A 14,957-nucleotide genomic window follows, 5' to 3' on the forward strand; every position below is an offset into this window, starting at 1 on the left:
TACATTTGTCAGGAAAAGTCGCCCCAGTTATCCACAGCTTGGGAGACGCCTGATAGAGGTGAAGCATGAAACTTTCGATTAAAGCCAAGTTATCCATCTCGATATCTTGCATTGTGCTCGTCGTGCTCTTACTTCATATGACCCTCACCTATAATATCACCAAGGATAAACTCATCGAGGAAATGCAGCAGCGCATGAATGTGATTGCGCAGCAGATTAATATCTCCTACAAGCAATCTCTGCAGACCTCCCAAGCATTTGAGATCCAATTGGCTGAGAAATTATATATTGCCTCCATTTATGCGGCGGACAAGCTTCCTGCCAAGGTGGAAGAGGTGACGAATGAACAGCTCGAGAAGCTGTGCAAGGAATTGGGAATCGCCCATATTTCCTTGCTTCATCGTTCCCCTGACGGGGAGGATATTATTGTCGAGAAGTCATCCGACCTCAAGGAAATCGGCCTGTCCACCCGCACTTGGGGCTACTGGTACAAAGCCTTTGAACAGATGCTGAACGGGGAGCCGGTAACGGTGCAGGAAGGACAGACCATGAACCATTTCTGGTCCGGCCCGTTCGATGTCTCGACGTCCAGCCCGGAATTCATGGACAAGTGGGGGTATTACTACGACGGGAAGCGGAATTATATTATTAATCCGTATATTCGCGATGGGAATGTGGATGTGTATTCCGAGCTGAATAAGCCGGATCTGCTCATCCGTCAGACGATTCGCACCCAAGCGAATGTGGTAGAGATTAGCGCGTTGAATCCGCGGGCGATGGAGCAGATTCCGAAGATTACGCTGCGCAGCGACGGCGTCCAATATATTCGGCAGGAGGACAGCCGGGTGCTGTACGGGATTTATAATATCCGCGACAACCGTGACATCGGCTATGTCCGGGAAGCGCTGGCCGAGAACAAGCCGCTATTCTATGAGAGCAACTATCAACAGCGCCCTATCATTAAGGGCTTTATTCCGATTCAGGGAACGCAGAGCCAGGAGCCTTACGTATTGAGCGTGGTCATGGATTTTGAATCGCTGAATGCGGCGCTGCACGATCAATTGATGCGGAATATCGCAATCGGAGTCCTGCTGCTGGAAGCGGTGCTTATATGCAGCTATCTGTTCGCAGGCATGATTATCAAGCCGATCAAGTCGATATTGAACAAGGTCAATATGATATCCGCCGGCCAGTTCGACACCCAGTTGAACATCGAGCGCAAGGATGAGCTTGGGCTGCTGGCCCATCGCATTAATACGATGGCCCGCAATCTTCAGCTCTCTACCGGACGGTTAACCGCGCTCTATGAAGAGAACCGGGAGATGAAGGAGCATCTGGAATCGTTCATCAACCAGTCGAATGATGCCATTCATGTAACCGATCTGCAAGGCCAGGTGAAGCGGGTGAATCAGGCCTTCGTCGATATGTTCGGATGGACGGAGGAGGAAGTGGTAGGCCGCCCGCTGCCCACATTGCCTGAATCGGCCATGGAGGAGGAGCGAAGGTCGGAAGCGGCGCTTGTCGACGGCCAATCCGTCAGCAACCGGGAGACGACGCGGCTGACGAAGGATGGACGGCTGCTCGACGTCAGCGTGAGCACCTCGCCGATCTATGACGAGAACGGGCAGCGTATCGCCTGGGCGAGCATTACCCGGGATATGACGAGCCGCAAGCGGATGGAGGAGCTGCTCCGGAGATCGGAGAAGCTGACGACCGTTGGCCAACTGGCTGCCGGCGTCGCCCATGAAATCCGCAATCCCCTGACGACGCTCCGCGGCTTCCTGCAATTGCAGCAGCAGACCAAGCGTGTCAATACGAGCCATGTCGAGCTGATGCTGTCCGAGCTGGAGCGGATTAACCTGATTGTCAGCGAATTTCTCATTCTGGCGAAGCCGCAGGCGGTGCGGTTCCAGCCGAAGGATGTGCGCCTCATTATGAACAGCGTGCTCTCCTTATTGGACAGTCAGGCCAATCTGCACAACATTGAATTCGTCAAGCGATTCGATGAGGATGTGCCACTGGTGGACTGTGAGGAGAATCAGCTGAAGCAAGTCTTTATCAATATTATGAAAAATGCGATGGAAGCGATGCCCGGCGGCGGCGAGATCGAATTGATCGTGGAGGCGCGCGGGGCTGCCAGCGTCATCGTCATCATCAAGGATTATGGGATTGGCATCCCGGCGGAAGATTTGTCCCGCTTAGGGGATCCGTTCTTCACCAACAAGGAGAAGGGAACCGGGTTGGGGCTGATGGTGAGCCAACGGATTATTCACAGCCATCGGGGCTGTATCGATATTACGAGCGAATTGAACCGGGGAACGCAGGTTATGGTGACGCTGCCGGCTGTGGACCCGTCTGCGCCGGCAGGAACGGCGTCTGACAGGCTGCCTGTCCCGGCCGGGGAGAATAGGCCGACCTAGAGACACGAAGAGGGTGCTGCGGCAGGAAGCATGAAGCTTCCGGCTGCAGACCCTCTTCTGTTCTCGTTCTGGCGTGATCTGCTTATGGGGCGTCTGTCTTGGCATCCAGCTCGGACGCCGGATCCGATGGCGTGTCCTTGTCTACGAATCTGCGGAGGATCGAGACTTCGACCCGGCGATTCTGGGCCTGCCCTTCGACCGTGCCATTATCGGCTACCGGGTGATATTCCCCCATGCCGACGGCCTTGAAGTGCTTCGGATCGATACCGGAACGCTCAAGCACGACCTTCATGAAGCTGAGTGCCCGGGCCGAGCTCAGATCCCAGTTCGATTCGAAGTTGCTGTTGCGAATCGGGCGGTTGTCGGTATGCCCGCTGATGACAATATCATAGTCCTTGTACTGCTTCAGCATATCTCCGATCGTGACGGCCAACTGCTTGGCGTCGGACTTGAGGCTTGCTTTCCCGGAGTCGAACAGCGCGCTGTCTTTAATCGTTATTTTCAGCTCCGAATGATTGAGCTCGGTGTTCAGCTGGTTGGATAAGCCGCCATTGGCAATATATTCGTTCATCTTGTCCCGCAGCGTCTCCAGCTCTGCCTGCTCTTGCTTGGCCTTCACCATATATTCATAGCGTTCCCGGTTGCGGGAGGCCGCGCTCGGGTCCGTATCCTTCATGCCATTCTTGGCATTGTTCGGCGGAATGATAGCTTGCTGATCCAGAATCCCCGCGCCGCCTCCGCTATCGAAGGCGATGTTGAAGGCTTGGCTCATCTCTTGGAACTTCTTCGCATCCACCGTGCTCATCCCATACAAGACAATGAACAGGGCCAGCAGCAGCGTCAAAATATCGGCATACGGGATCAGCCAAGATTCATCGACATGTTCATCGTGAGACTGGCGGCGCTTGTTGCTCATTCTCCAGCCTCTCCCTTCGCATTCAGCTGTGCGCGCTCGCTTGGCGTCAGGAAGACGGACAGCTTCTGGTTGATGGCAATCGTCGATACGCCGGATTGAATGGACAGCAAGCCTTCCACCATCATCAACCGAATCTGAATTTCACTGTACGACAGCCGTTTTAATTTATTGGCAATCGGGTGCCAGAGCACATAACCGGAGAAAATCCCCATCAGCGTCGCGACGAAGGCCGCCGCGATCGCGTGGGCCAGCTGCTCCATATCAGCCATCTGCCCCAGAGCGGCGATCAAGCCGATAACGGCCCCCAATACCCCGAGCGTCGGCGCGTAGGTTCCTGCCTGGGAAAAGATAAGCGCGCCTGCACGGTGGCGCTCCTCGGTCGAATGAATATCTTCCATTAGCACATCGCGCACGAAGTCTTGATCATTCCCGTCGATGATCATTCGCATTCCGTTGCGAAGGAAGTCATCCTGAATGTCGTCAATCTTCGATTCGAGCGCCAGCAAGCCTTCGCGGCGGGTAATGCTGGCCCATTCCATGAACAGCTGGATCAACTGCACCCGGTCAACCAGCTGCTGAGGCTTGAATATCATACCCAACAGTTTGGGGAATTTCTTCAATTCCTTCATCGGGAAGGCGATAAACAGCGAGGCTGCCGTACCGACAAAAATGATCATGATGGCAGCAGGGTTGGCCAAATTCGAAAGCGGCGCGCCTTTAAAGTACATCCCTAGCGTAATCGCAACGACGCCGAGGATAAGACCGATCAATGTTGATTTTTCCATGATTCCATACACACCTCATCCATGAGTTAATGGTGCTTCCTGCGTCCCGCATTCGACAGCGTTCAACGGAATGCGTGAAAGTTTTGATACGTTACCTTTTTTATCGGCAGAACCGGACCTTTTTTTAATGGCAGCGACAAGACAGGGTAGGCGGGAGGCCGGGCAAATGGGGCATCCATACCGCCTTTCCGGAGGCGTTCAAGCCCGTCGCGGCCAGGGATGAAGCCCTTACAAATTCCTTCCGGAACGAGCCGGCAAAAGACCTGTTCTTTTGCCCGGGAACAAGATATAGTTGAGAAGAAAGAGACGGGAGTGCAAGCGCCGGAACCAGTTCTGCAGCAGTATGCCGGCCGTATGGAGAGACATGGCCTGTCTTGAATATGAAAGCGATTGCATGTCATCGCATGATTCGGCATTCAGAGGGAACACTTCATGATTATGATGACGGCGCGCCGTTGCTGCCGAGTCCGGCAGCGTCCCCGAACGGCCGCACGATTGGCGGAACGGCGCATAAGGAAGGAGGAGTTCAGGGGTGGATATGTTGTAGCGGAGCCGAGGATCTAGAGGAACAGAAGGATGAATTTTTTCAGGAGGGATTACGATGTCCAAAAGAAGCATATGGTCGTTCTCAACCGCGGCGCTTGTGCTGATCCCGGTCGCGGTCGGCATTAACTACATCGGCAAATTGTTCGCCGGCGTGCTCAAGCTGCCGCTGTGGCTTGATGCGATCGGGACCGTCCTCGCCAGTATGCTGGCGGGTCCGGTAATCGGCGGGCTGTCCGGACTCATCAACAATATCATTTACGGCCTCACGATGGATCCGATCTCGTTCGTCTACGCTCTGACAAGCGTCTTTATCGGCCTGGTAGCCGGGATTATGGCATACAAGGGCTGGATCTCGAGCTGGGGCAAGGCGGCCGTCATCGGTCTGGCCGTAGGGTTAACGGCGGTCGTCATCTCCACCCCGCTCAATGTGGCGTTCTGGGGCGGCCAGACGGGCAATGTCTGGGGCGATATCGTATTCGGTTATGTGCTGCAAGGCACCCAATCGGTCTGGCTCGCTTCCTTCCTGGATGAGCTGGTCGTCGATCTGCCGGATAAGCTCATTACCGTTCTTGTCGCTTACGGGATATACCGCGTGATGCCGAACAGTCTAATGAATATGTACAAGAATAGCGGAGATATCGAGAAGCTGTAAACCGTCCGCAAGCGGTTGACAAAGGTGGGATATGCATGAAATCTATGAGCTTGTACGTGGAAAAAGACTCGGCCATCCATCGCGTCGATCCGATAACGAAGCTGGCCTATATCGCGACGGCCATCGCGATTCCCATCATAGTCCCCTCCCTCCATGCCGCCTGGGTCTGCATGCTGATCAGCTTCGGGCTTCTTGCCGCAGGGAGGGTGTTCCGGCGGGGGCTGGCGGTGATTGGCTTCGTCGGCTTCGTGCTGGTGACGGTGGTCATTATCCAGGGGTTTTTCCATGTCGGCAATGAGACGGTGCTGTTCACGGTCGGGACATGGCCGTTCTATAAGGAAGGCTTGCTGTTCGCCCTCGGCATCAGCTTCCGCGCCTTGAACATTGTCGGGGCCTTCCTCATCCTCGTCCTGACGACGAAGCCGGCCGATCTGGTGGAAGCCCTCGTCCGCAGAGGCTTGTCGCCCCGCATTGGTTACGTGCTGAACTCCGTGTTCCAGATCATTCCGCAGATGATGGCGACCGTCGGCACGATCACCGACGCGCAGTGTTCGCGGGGCGTGGAGACGGAAGGAAGCTTGATGACGCGCATCAAGGCGTTCCTTCCGCTTCTTGGCCCGGTTGTGCTCAGCTCGCTGCTCGATACGAGGGAGCGCACGCTGGCACTGCAGGCGAGGGGCTTCAATGTGCCCGGGCGCAAAACATTTCTGAACAAAGAGAAGCGGTATCGGCATGCCGGCATTCTGCGGCTGGCAATGCTCGTCATCGTCGCAGCCGCTCTTCTATGGAGGATCTTCGCATGAAGCTGATTGAAGTGGAGCATCTCAAGTACCGTTATCCGTCCACGGAGAAGCTGGCGCTGAATGATATCTCGCTGACGGTGGAGGCCGGGGAGTTCATCGGGATTATCGGGGCCAATGGAGCGGGCAAGACGACCTTCTGCCAAGCGCTCACCGGCCTGGTTCCGCATTTCTATAAGGGCGCATACGGAGGCAGCGTAACCATCGCAGGCGCCGATGTCGCGGAGAGCGGCGTCGATGAGATGATACGCCATGTCGGCATCGTGTTCCAGAATCCGTTCACGCAGGTGACGGGAGCGAAGCTGACCGTGTACGAGGAGGTCGCCTTCGGCTTGGAGCAGCTGGGCGTGGAGCGGGGCGAGATGATCGAGCGCATCGATCATGCGCTTCATCTGCTTGATATGTACGAGTACAAGGATCGGCAGCCTTTCGACCTGTCCGGAGGCCAGATGCAGCGGATGGCCATCGCCTGCGTCATAGCGATGCGGCCGCAGGTCATCGTGCTGGATGAGCCGACCTCGCAACTCGATCCGCAGGGCTCGGAGGAAGTGTTCCGGGCCATCCAGAGCCTGAGCCGGGAGGGAATGACGGTCATTCTGGCGGAGCATAAGATGGAGAAGCTCGCCGCGTACGCGGACCGGATCGCTCTTCTGCACGAAGGGAGCCTAATCGGCATCGATACGCCGTCCCGCCTGTTCTCCCGAGCCGATCTGACAGAATACGGGGTAAAGCCGCCTGTCTATACGCAGGTATGCCGCGAGATCGGGCTGCGCTCCCCGGGCAAAGATACGTATCCGGTGACCCTGGAAGAGGCGGCCGAGGCTTATGCGGCGGCGTACGGCGGGAAGAGCGGCAATGGCCGAGCGGCAGGCGCGGAAGAGGGGGAGCGGGATGAGTGAGATGATTCGCATCCGGAATGTGCAATTCGAATATGCTCCGGGACAGCCGGTGCTGCATGATGTCACGCTGGACTTCGCTACGCGGGCGACGGCGATCATCGGGCAGAACGGCGCTGGCAAGACGACGCTGGTCAAGCTGCTCAAAGGGCTGCTCAAGCCGACGGCCGGCGAAATAACGGTGTGCGGGATACGGACGAAGGAAGCGACGGTCGCCGGATTGGCCGGCCGAATCGGGCTTGTCTTCCAGAATCCGAACGATCAGATTTGCAAGCGCACCGTCCTGGATGAGATCATGTTCGGGCCGCTTAACCTGAAGCGAAGCCCGGCCGAGGCGAAGGAGCGGGCCATGGCGGCGCTGGACATGGTTGGTCTGACCGGGCGCGGGGAGCTGAATCCCCACGATCTCGGCTTGTCCGAGAAGAAGCTGGTGAGCATCGCCTCGATTGTCGCCATGGATACGGATATTCTTATTCTGGACGAGCCGACCATCGCGCAGGACGATGCGGGCAAGCGCCGGATTGGCGGCATTATCGAGCAGTTAAAGCGGCAGGGCAAGCTCGTGCTGGCGATCTTGCATGATATGGACTTCGCCGCGGCCCATTTCGAACGGGCCGTTGTCATGAACCGGGGGCGGGTGCTGATGGACGGCGAGACGCGTCACGTGTTCTCCCGGCAGGAGATTCTTCGCGAAGCCGGTCTCGACACGCCATATGCGGCGCAGCTCGGGAAGCGGTGGGGGCTTCCCGGTACGGTCTTGACGGCAGAGGAACTTATCGCAGCCATGACCGCTAAGCGTTGATTTCGATGTCGGCCTGGATGCATTTGAAGTGAAGAGGCCTGTGCACGCCCGGATGGTTGCACAGGCCTTTTGGCTGCAGCCGGGTTCGAGAAAGCCGGTTCACCTGTGCTACAATACGAGGTAAACAGACAAGCGTGGGCAGAAAGGGGCAGCATGAATATGGGCGTTGCTTACGGAAGACCGTATAAAGATATTTTGGAGGATCTCGTTGCGGCGGTTGCGTTAATCCCGGACGGTTATCATTTCTTCGACATGGGGCAGGAGGAATGGGAAGCATTAGGGGAGCAGGAGCGGCACGAAGTGCTGGAGGCGCTTGCGGATGATGTGTTTTACGGACTCGGCCAGGAGCGGCTGCTGTTCATCGGCAGCGGAAGCGTGCAGTATGACCCCGAATTCCATCTGATCGAGGTCGTCGTCGACAGTGCGACGGTGGCCAACATCGCGTTGACCTGATTCGGCCCGCACTCGAATGAGCGCAGGCCGCGGTCACGGGTGATAGACCATGCAGTGGAATTCGCCCGGCCCGGTCGGCGTCTGCCGCGTGTACGTATCGGTGATGCGGAATCCGGCGCGCCGGTACGTGCGGATGGCTCGTTCATTCCAAGTCAGCACTTCCAGATCGATCATATCGACGGGATGGCGCTGCCGGGCTTCTTCGACGATCGCCTGGACGAAGGATACGCCATATCCTTGCCCAAGTCGATCGGGGCGCATCCCCAGGCCGAGACGGGTCACGCCGAGCAGAGGGAAGAACTGCGCGAAGCCGAACAGCTCCCCCTCGGCATCCGTAACTGATACATACTGCTCGCTTCGGATGCGGGCATCGCCGAACTCGACTTCGAGGGCCTTCATTTGCTCCCACGGGAGGAATCCATACAGTTGATAAGGCGGCTCATATGTCCATGAGCAGATATGGGCGCCGTCCTCTTCGGTCATCGGGCGCACCCGGAAGGGCAGCCTCGGCGAGCGGGACGGAGAATGGCGGTAAGAAGCCGGCAATGCAATCACTTCCTCAACAGGAGATACCGAACGATGCGGCGTCGGTTCCAGAATCGTGCATTCTATCGCTTGATTTTTCTTAGTTGCTATTTTCGCATGTTTGCATCGGCTTGACAATGACGGATGCAGAGCAATGGTCAGTCAGTGGTCCGGCGGGCCATGTGTACAACGGTACGGCGGGAAACAGATAACCGGCGGTCCGGTCTCTGTGATACACTATACACATAAGTAGTACACGACTAAGGAGGCGCTATATGAGTGGACAAATTCTCGTATCCAAGCAATGGCTGTTAGCCCGCATGTATGAGCCCGATATCGTGATCGTCGATTGCCGCTTCGACCTTGGGCGGCCCGAGGCCGGGAGAGAAGACTATATTTCCTCCCATATCCCGGGCGCCATCTATCTTGATCTGAATACGGACCTGTCGGCGACGGTGGAATCCCATGGCGGCCGCCATCCGCTGCCTGATCCGGCCGTACTGGCGGAACGGCTCGGCCGTGCCGGCATCAGCAATGCCAGCCGGGTCGTCGCCTATGATGATCAGGGCGGGATGTATGCCTCGCGGCTGTGGTGGATGCTGCGCTGGCTCGGCCATGACGCCGTCCATGTGATGGAGGAGGGCTTCACGGCCTGGAAGGACGCTGGGTACCCGGTTACCGACGCGCAGCAGGTTGTCGTGCCGGCTGCCTTCGTGCCGGAGGTTCGCACAGAGATGCTGGCGCGCATGGAGGAGGTTCGGGAGAAGCTGGGCCGGCCGGAAGTGCTGCTCGTCGATTCGCGCGACGCGGCGCGCTATCGGGGCGAGACCGAGCCAATCGATGCGAAGGCGGGACATATTCCAGGGGCGATCCATCAGTTCTGGAAGGATAATGTCGATGAGCGCGGCGCCTGGAAGCCGGAAGCACAGCGCCGGGAGCAGCTCGCTTCTATTGTGGAAGCGCTGGAAGCGGGGCGCGAGGTCATCGTCTACTGCGGCTCCGGGGTCAGCGCCTGTCCGAATGTGCTGGCGCTGCATGAGCTTGGCTACCCGCAGGTCCGCTTGTATGCCGGGAGCTGGAGCGACTGGAGCTCGTATCCGGAAAACGAGATTGCGACTGGAGAAGAATAAGAACGGAAGACATACAGAGTATTAGGGATGAGGTACATCGCCTCAAGCTATGGTAGCTTGGGCGGTGTATTTTTTTATGATCTAAATCAACAGGGAGTCAACGAATATGGGGGAAAGAGCTAAAGTATTATGCGACTGACACTGAAGGAATCGTAACTATGAACCGTGCCTCTGCTGAATTTTTAAAGTTTTAAAAGTATCCTTTTTAGGTAGGGGCATGACGAGATGGGTAAAGTCAACAAGTAAAATGGGCAGTCAACAATTCGCTCTCTATACAATGGGTTTATTGGAATGATATAGTGGATTTAAGTTTTTAATGCTATCTGTGATTGTTGAAGTAAAATTTTGGAGGGGATAATTGGTATAATGTTGACTAAAGACTCTATAAGTTGGGCAATAAACTTTATTCAAAATCACTCAGATGGAGACTTGTTTCCTGCAATTCTAGAGATTAACGCAATATCCAGCTATATTGATGATTTTGTAGCGCTGATCGAAGGCAAAGACTTAACACAGTTTACTCCCGGAGCCTGTAGAAGATTTATTGTTCCCAAAGACGAGATTTCTTACCGACAAGCCACACAATTAGATCCACAAGATAGCATTCTACTTACCTCGATAATTCATCAATTTGGAGCTGGGATCGAAGCTAGGAGATTACATAATAATATTGTATATAGCTATAGATTTTCACCAGATATAAACCATGGTCTATACTCATCAAAAACGGCATGGAATGATTTTTGGAAAACTGCATATGAAAAGAGCCGCACATATGAATTTGTATTATACTGCGACATTGCAGACTATTATAATCAAATATACCATCATATTGTTGAAAATCAGTTACGTGAATCCGGATTTCCAAATCAGGAGACAAAGTGGATTATTAAGTTGCTTAACTCTACTACAGCGAATGTATCCAGAGGTATTCCAATTGGCCCTCATGCTGTTCATCTTTTAGCTGAAGCGGCAATGATACCAATAGACAATAGCCTACATACGCAAGGAATAGATTTTCTCAGGTATGCTGATGATATTTTAGTGTTCTGTGACTCATCACAATCCGCAAAAATTGCTCTTGCTAAAATAGCATCCATTTTGGACAAACAGCAACGATTGATGTTGCAACGACACAAGACCAAAGTATATAGTTCTAATCATTTTAGAGATTTATGTAATGAAATGATTGAGGATCGACCGATCAATAAAGATGAAGATAAAATTCTCAAATTAATAAGAAAATACTCTAATGGCGATCCTTATAGAACTATTACATATAGCGAGATCTCAAAAGAAGACTGGGAATCGCTTACTGAACAAATAATTAGTAAGATTATTCAGGAATACATCGATCAAAAAGAAGTAGATTACATACGACTTAGGTGGTTTTATAGAAGGTTGGCTCAAATTGGTCATCCAGGTGCAATTGAAATTTCACTTAGTAATATATCGCAACTGAGTCCATGTTTTGCAAATATATGTGCATATCTTGCTTCCGTTCAATCCATCAGTGCAGAACAATGGGTTTATATTGGAGAACAACTATTGAAACTTCTTGATTCTCAGGAAGTAGTGCATAATGAATTTTTCCGGTTATCTATATTAAGTTTGTTTACGAAGAATGAATACATTAATCATTTTTCGTATCTAGTTAATAAATTCCCTGTAAGTGAGCCTTTTGCTAGAAGAGAAATATTACTTGCGGCACATCAAAACTCTGCTTATGATTGGTTGCGTGAGCAAAAAGAAAATTATCAAAGCATGGATCCCTGGCAAAAGATGGCGTTTATATATGGAGTTTCTGGACTTCCTAAAGATGAAAAAAGGTTCTTTTTGAATAGTTTAACTCATCAAAGGCCTTTTGATAGTGTACTTATAAAGTGGGCTAAAAATATATAAATCAGTGTATATAAATATTATCCTTGTCACAAATTCAGAACACTTGTGAACTTCTGGTAGTTCGATAGCGGGAGCGAGCGAGACCACATTCAACGGGAGAATAACCGAATAGCGGTTCTGTCGGTATAAAAAAGAAATGGCAGGCTTCAAGTGTCGTAAAGCGCGTTACAGGCGCGTGTATAATACGAGGAGTCTGCTTTTTTGTGTTTCCCGCCAATCTGCTCGGATACGGTCTGACACTCGGATGGAATGAAAAGTAAGGCTTGAATGTCCCCATACAGTAGGTTCTATCGTTGGAATCAGCCCACAGCAAGCTGTACATGAGGAGGTTCCATTCTTATGAGATCTTTTGAAATGTTATCGGTCGTCTTTAACATTCTATTGGTCGTATGGTTGCTACTTTTCAAGAACAAGCCGCAGCACGGGCTGCTTATTGGTTTCGTCATTTACGCCATATTCGTGCTGCTGCACGGGATGGCAAATGATTCTGTCTTACGTGATGACGTTCATCCCGCTCGTGATCTGGGCTATCAAGCACTTCTCCAAGTGCTTTTTCAACCGGTATTCCTCCGGAGATGATCTGGCTGATTTCATCAATTCCAAAATCCAGGTAGCGCAAGGTTGTCACCAGTTCTAATCGCCATAAATCTTCCGTCGTATATAATCGATGCCCCCTCTGTATAGCTAGTAGGCTTTACTAATCCGATTTCATCGTAGTAACGGACGGTTTTGATTGTGGATCCAATCATTTTGGACACTTCCCCGATCGAATAGGTTCCCTTTTAAGTTATAGAATCAGAAACATGCAAATCGATACACCTCCGGCCCTCCTGTAACGGGAGATTCAAGATGTTCATAGATCGTACAACGTCTCCTACATACTCTTCCTTTAGACATAAGCAGTGGACGAAAAATACTTATATTGCTAAGCTTACAAAAGCTGGCTTCTGAATTCATCGGGAGTCATCTTCTTTATTTCTATGGAAAGCGTTCCGCTTGATATCAAATTGGATAAAAGGAATGTTGGGATGAAAAGAAAAATTATAAAAATAGGCAAGATTATTAGCTTGTTGTTGGCGCTGCTTATTATAGCAGGTCTCATCTTTCCGACGTGGACACCTCGCATTGATAGTGAAAACAGCATAACCACATTAGAGCAGGTTGAAATTAATGGTGCCGGCCATGAAGTCATGATTAGAGGGACAGATCGGCGCAATCCGATTATCATTTTTGTTCATGGGGGGCCAGGGTGTTCCGAAATTCCTTATGTCGGCAAGTATCAAGAAGCTCTCGAAGACAATTTTACGGTCGTACACTATGATCAACGCAGCAGCGGGAAATCCTATCATTTTTTTTGAGGACTATTCCCATCTATCAATCGATGTATTAGTCGATGATTTATTGGCTTTGACAGATTATGTTCTGGAGACATTGGAACAAGAAAAAGCAATTCTCATTGGCCATTCATTCGGTACATATATTGGAATGAAGTCCGCAGCCAAAGCGCCGCAAAAGTTTCATGCTTATATTGGAATCGGTCAGGTGGCCGATACGGTAGCAAGTGAATTGGATAGCTTGGACTATACAATAGAACAGGCGAGGCTGGCAGGAAATACGAAAGATGCGGAAAAATTAGAACTTGCGCGGGGGCTGATCGAAAAAGGAGAGGCCATCACTCCAAGAAATTTGGTCCGCAAATATGGCGGCGCAGCCAGATTAATTGATGATAACATGGATTATTATACTGGGTTCCTCCTCCGTCCCGAGTATAACTTGCTTGATGTGATTCGGTTTTTACAAGGGGTTTCCGCGACACAGGATATTTTAATGGCGGAGGAAGCACGAACGAATATTGTTCAAATCGTACAAAAGCTTGAGATTCCTGTTTATTTTGTTATGGGGAAATATGATTATATGACATCGGCGAGAGCAGCCAAAGAATACTTCGATGCCTTGGAAGCTCCGGTAAAGGATTTTGTGCTGTTCCAACAATCTGCCCACTATCCGCAGTTCGAGGAGAAAGACCTATTTTCAACCTGGCTCAATACAACATGGAAACAGCCTCAGCCAACAACCATCTGAATAATCATTAATGCGAATTAACATATTGGCACTTACTCCAAAAGCGATAAAGCTCTGCCTGGCGCCGGCAGGAACTCTATTGCTTTTCCTATTACTGGCTGCGCATTCGTGCTGAATGGTATGGTGCGGCCTATTTATTAGCTGGCATGCTCAGCGGCGTGTTCCAATGTATACTGTAAGGGTTGTCGGGGCTTTTCAACAGATCCGCATAAATTTTCTGTCTTCTCACAAGATTGGAGTTCGGGTCGTTTGGACTGTCCTCGGACCAGTATTGATAGCCAAGGAGATAATTGCCTATCAGGTCTTCCCATGAACCGAATCGTTCACGCATTTTCTCCGCCGCCTCTATGCTTAACTCTACAGCATGTTCATACGGGATATACCCAGCAATGTAGGACCAGCTTGCGATTTGAGTCGCCCGGCATAAATCCCAAGCAGCGATGCCGTATTCCGGGGATGTAGTATGTACCTTTGCGAATAATTCGACGCCTTCCGTAAATTTGATTTCTTCGGGCGTTGGATTCGAGGATGTTTTCATTTCAGCGATTATGTCATTAAATTCATCCTTGCGTGCAAGATACTCATCCATATACGCCATAAATTCGGCATTATGCCCTTCCGTAAGCAGCCATTGAATTGTCGACTCCGCACTCGCGGCATCGGTGATGCTCCATGAATCTTGGAGAACCTCCTTCATCATCTCTGCATTCGCCGAGGAGGGCTCCACTCCGCCGAATAGCTTCGGATCGACTCCGTTATCTACCGTAATTAAAGCATACGTAGCATTGATGAACGTAATCGTACCGTTAGGCTTGGCCTCCTCCTTCGTCGGCGATGGGGAGCAGCCTGACAAACTAATAACGCTGATGCATAACGCGATGAAAAAAATGCGTGTTTTTCTCAAGATGATGTCTCCTCCTGTTCTCTTCCTATCCTTGCTTGACATGGAATGAATCACCTATCTTATCACACTTTTGTGTCAGTTTCTGTATGAAATATTCCACAATATGCAAAACGGCCAAGCCGCCTGACAGCCAGGCGGCTTGGT

13 protein-coding genes and 2 pseudogenes are annotated in these 14,957 nt (G+C 51.8%); 10 read left to right on the top strand and 5 right to left on the bottom strand.

Translation table 11 applies throughout. The annotated features are described in order from the left end of the window. Window positions 1-65: 65 nt before the first annotated feature. Complete coding sequence (locus NNL35_RS03115; RefSeq protein ID WP_006677241.1) at window positions 66-2,420, top strand: sensor histidine kinase; 2,355 nt, start codon at window positions 66-68, stop codon at window positions 2,418-2,420. Window positions 2,421-2,502: 82 nt separating this feature from the next. Here the strand turns inward: NNL35_RS03115 and NNL35_RS03120 are convergent, their stop codons facing one another. Both NNL35_RS03120 and motA read right to left on the bottom strand, forming a co-directional pair. After that, window positions 2,503-3,336 carry a flagellar motor protein MotB gene (locus NNL35_RS03120; protein ID WP_006677240.1) on the bottom strand — a complete coding sequence of 278 codons (834 nt, stop codon included), beginning with the start codon at window positions 3,334-3,336 and terminating at the stop codon, window positions 2,503-2,505. Beyond that, entirely contained in the window at window positions 3,333-4,121 is a 789-nt protein-coding gene (motA, locus tag NNL35_RS03125) for a flagellar motor stator protein MotA (protein WP_006677239.1), read from the bottom strand. Before motA ends, NNL35_RS03120 begins: the two co-directional genes overlap by 4 nt. 601 nt (window positions 4,122-4,722) lie before the next feature. Here motA and NNL35_RS03130 point away from each other — a divergent pair. From NNL35_RS03130 to NNL35_RS03150, 5 genes are all read left to right on the top strand, one after another. Continuing rightward, a complete protein-coding gene (locus tag NNL35_RS03130) occupies window positions 4,723-5,319 on the top strand; it encodes an ECF transporter S component (protein ID WP_006677238.1) in 597 nt (198 codons plus the stop codon). Between the two features lie 35 nt (window positions 5,320-5,354). After that, a complete protein-coding gene (locus NNL35_RS03135) occupies window positions 5,355-6,122 on the top strand; it encodes an energy-coupling factor transporter transmembrane component T family protein (protein WP_006677237.1) in 768 nt (255 codons plus the stop codon). Next, the gene (locus NNL35_RS03140; protein ID WP_006677236.1) at window positions 6,119-7,018 is read left to right on the top strand and encodes an energy-coupling factor ABC transporter ATP-binding protein; all 900 of its coding nucleotides are present in this window, start codon (window positions 6,119-6,121) and stop codon (window positions 7,016-7,018) included. The genes NNL35_RS03135 and NNL35_RS03140 overlap by 4 nt, the downstream gene beginning before the upstream one ends. A gap of 1 nt (window position 7,019) precedes the next feature. After that, window positions 7,020-7,817, top strand: coding sequence for an energy-coupling factor ABC transporter ATP-binding protein (locus tag NNL35_RS03145; protein ID WP_040731503.1), 798 nt, complete (start codon window positions 7,020-7,022; stop codon window positions 7,815-7,817). A gap of 153 nt (window positions 7,818-7,970) precedes the next feature. After that, window positions 7,971-8,270, top strand: a complete 300-nt coding sequence (locus NNL35_RS03150) for a hypothetical protein (RefSeq protein ID WP_006677234.1) — start codon at window positions 7,971-7,973, stop codon at window positions 8,268-8,270. A 33-nt stretch (window positions 8,271-8,303) separates the two neighbouring features. Here NNL35_RS03150 and NNL35_RS03155 read toward each other — a convergent pair whose 3' ends face one another. Next, the gene (locus tag NNL35_RS03155) at window positions 8,304-8,753 is read right to left on the bottom strand and encodes a GNAT family N-acetyltransferase (protein WP_050979419.1); all 450 of its coding nucleotides are present in this window, start codon (window positions 8,751-8,753) and stop codon (window positions 8,304-8,306) included. A 317-nt stretch (window positions 8,754-9,070) separates the two neighbouring features. Here NNL35_RS03155 and NNL35_RS03160 point away from each other — a divergent pair, with 317 nt between their 5' ends. From NNL35_RS03160 to NNL35_RS03170, 3 genes are all read left to right on the top strand, one after another. Next, the gene (locus tag NNL35_RS03160; protein WP_006677232.1) at window positions 9,071-9,925 is read left to right on the top strand and encodes a sulfurtransferase; all 855 of its coding nucleotides are present in this window, start codon (window positions 9,071-9,073) and stop codon (window positions 9,923-9,925) included. Window positions 9,926-10,291: 366 nt separating this feature from the next. Beyond that, window positions 10,292-11,827, top strand: coding sequence for an RNA-directed DNA polymerase (locus NNL35_RS03165; RefSeq protein ID WP_006677231.1), 1,536 nt, complete (start codon window positions 10,292-10,294; stop codon window positions 11,825-11,827). A gap of 339 nt (window positions 11,828-12,166) precedes the next feature. Next, complete coding sequence (locus NNL35_RS03170) at window positions 12,167-12,406, top strand: hypothetical protein (protein WP_006677230.1); 240 nt, start codon at window positions 12,167-12,169, stop codon at window positions 12,404-12,406. 52 nt (window positions 12,407-12,458) lie between these two features. Here the strand turns inward: NNL35_RS03170 and NNL35_RS30600 are convergent. Next, window positions 12,459-12,576, bottom strand: a pseudogene (locus NNL35_RS30600) (MerR family transcriptional regulator); the annotation flags it as partial. Window positions 12,577-12,855: 279 nt separating this feature from the next. Here NNL35_RS30600 and NNL35_RS03175 point away from each other — a divergent pair. Next, window positions 12,856-13,909 (top strand): annotated as a pseudogene (locus NNL35_RS03175) (alpha/beta fold hydrolase). A gap of 130 nt (window positions 13,910-14,039) precedes the next feature. Here the strand turns inward: NNL35_RS03175 and NNL35_RS03180 are convergent. Then, window positions 14,040-14,855, bottom strand: coding sequence for a DUF1266 domain-containing protein (locus NNL35_RS03180; RefSeq protein ID WP_083835557.1), 816 nt, complete (start codon window positions 14,853-14,855; stop codon window positions 14,040-14,042). Between the last annotated feature and the right edge of the window lie 102 nt (window positions 14,856-14,957).

It is taken from the genome of Paenibacillus dendritiformis (genome assembly GCF_945605565.1).
GTDB lineage: Bacteria > Bacillota > Bacilli > Paenibacillales > Paenibacillaceae > Paenibacillus_B > Paenibacillus_B dendritiformis_A.

Coding starts and splice junctions, on each gene's coding strand:
- NNL35_RS03115 (WP_006677241.1), top strand. CDS start 66: ATGAAACTTTCGATTAAAGCCAAGTTATCCATCTCGATATCTTGCATT.
- NNL35_RS03120 (WP_006677240.1), bottom strand. CDS start 3,336: ATGAGCAACAAGCGCCGCCAGTCTCACGATGAACATGTCGATGAATCT.
- motA (WP_006677239.1), bottom strand. CDS start 4,121: ATGGAAAAATCAACATTGATCGGTCTTATCCTCGGCGTCGTTGCGATT.
- NNL35_RS03130 (WP_006677238.1), top strand. CDS start 4,723: ATGTCCAAAAGAAGCATATGGTCGTTCTCAACCGCGGCGCTTGTGCTG.
- NNL35_RS03135 (WP_006677237.1), top strand. CDS start 5,355: ATGAAATCTATGAGCTTGTACGTGGAAAAAGACTCGGCCATCCATCGC.
- NNL35_RS03140 (WP_006677236.1), top strand. CDS start 6,119: ATGAAGCTGATTGAAGTGGAGCATCTCAAGTACCGTTATCCGTCCACG.
- NNL35_RS03145 (WP_040731503.1), top strand. CDS start 7,020: ATGATTCGCATCCGGAATGTGCAATTCGAATATGCTCCGGGACAGCCG.
- NNL35_RS03150 (WP_006677234.1), top strand. CDS start 7,971: ATGAATATGGGCGTTGCTTACGGAAGACCGTATAAAGATATTTTGGAG.
- NNL35_RS03155 (WP_050979419.1), bottom strand. CDS start 8,753: ATGACCGAAGAGGACGGCGCCCATATCTGCTCATGGACATATGAGCCG.
- NNL35_RS03160 (WP_006677232.1), top strand. CDS start 9,071: ATGAGTGGACAAATTCTCGTATCCAAGCAATGGCTGTTAGCCCGCATG.
- NNL35_RS03165 (WP_006677231.1), top strand. CDS start 10,292: ATGTTGACTAAAGACTCTATAAGTTGGGCAATAAACTTTATTCAAAAT.
- NNL35_RS03170 (WP_006677230.1), top strand. CDS start 12,167: ATGAGATCTTTTGAAATGTTATCGGTCGTCTTTAACATTCTATTGGTC.
- NNL35_RS03180 (WP_083835557.1), bottom strand. CDS start 14,855: ATGTCAAGCAAGGATAGGAAGAGAACAGGAGGAGACATCATCTTGAGA.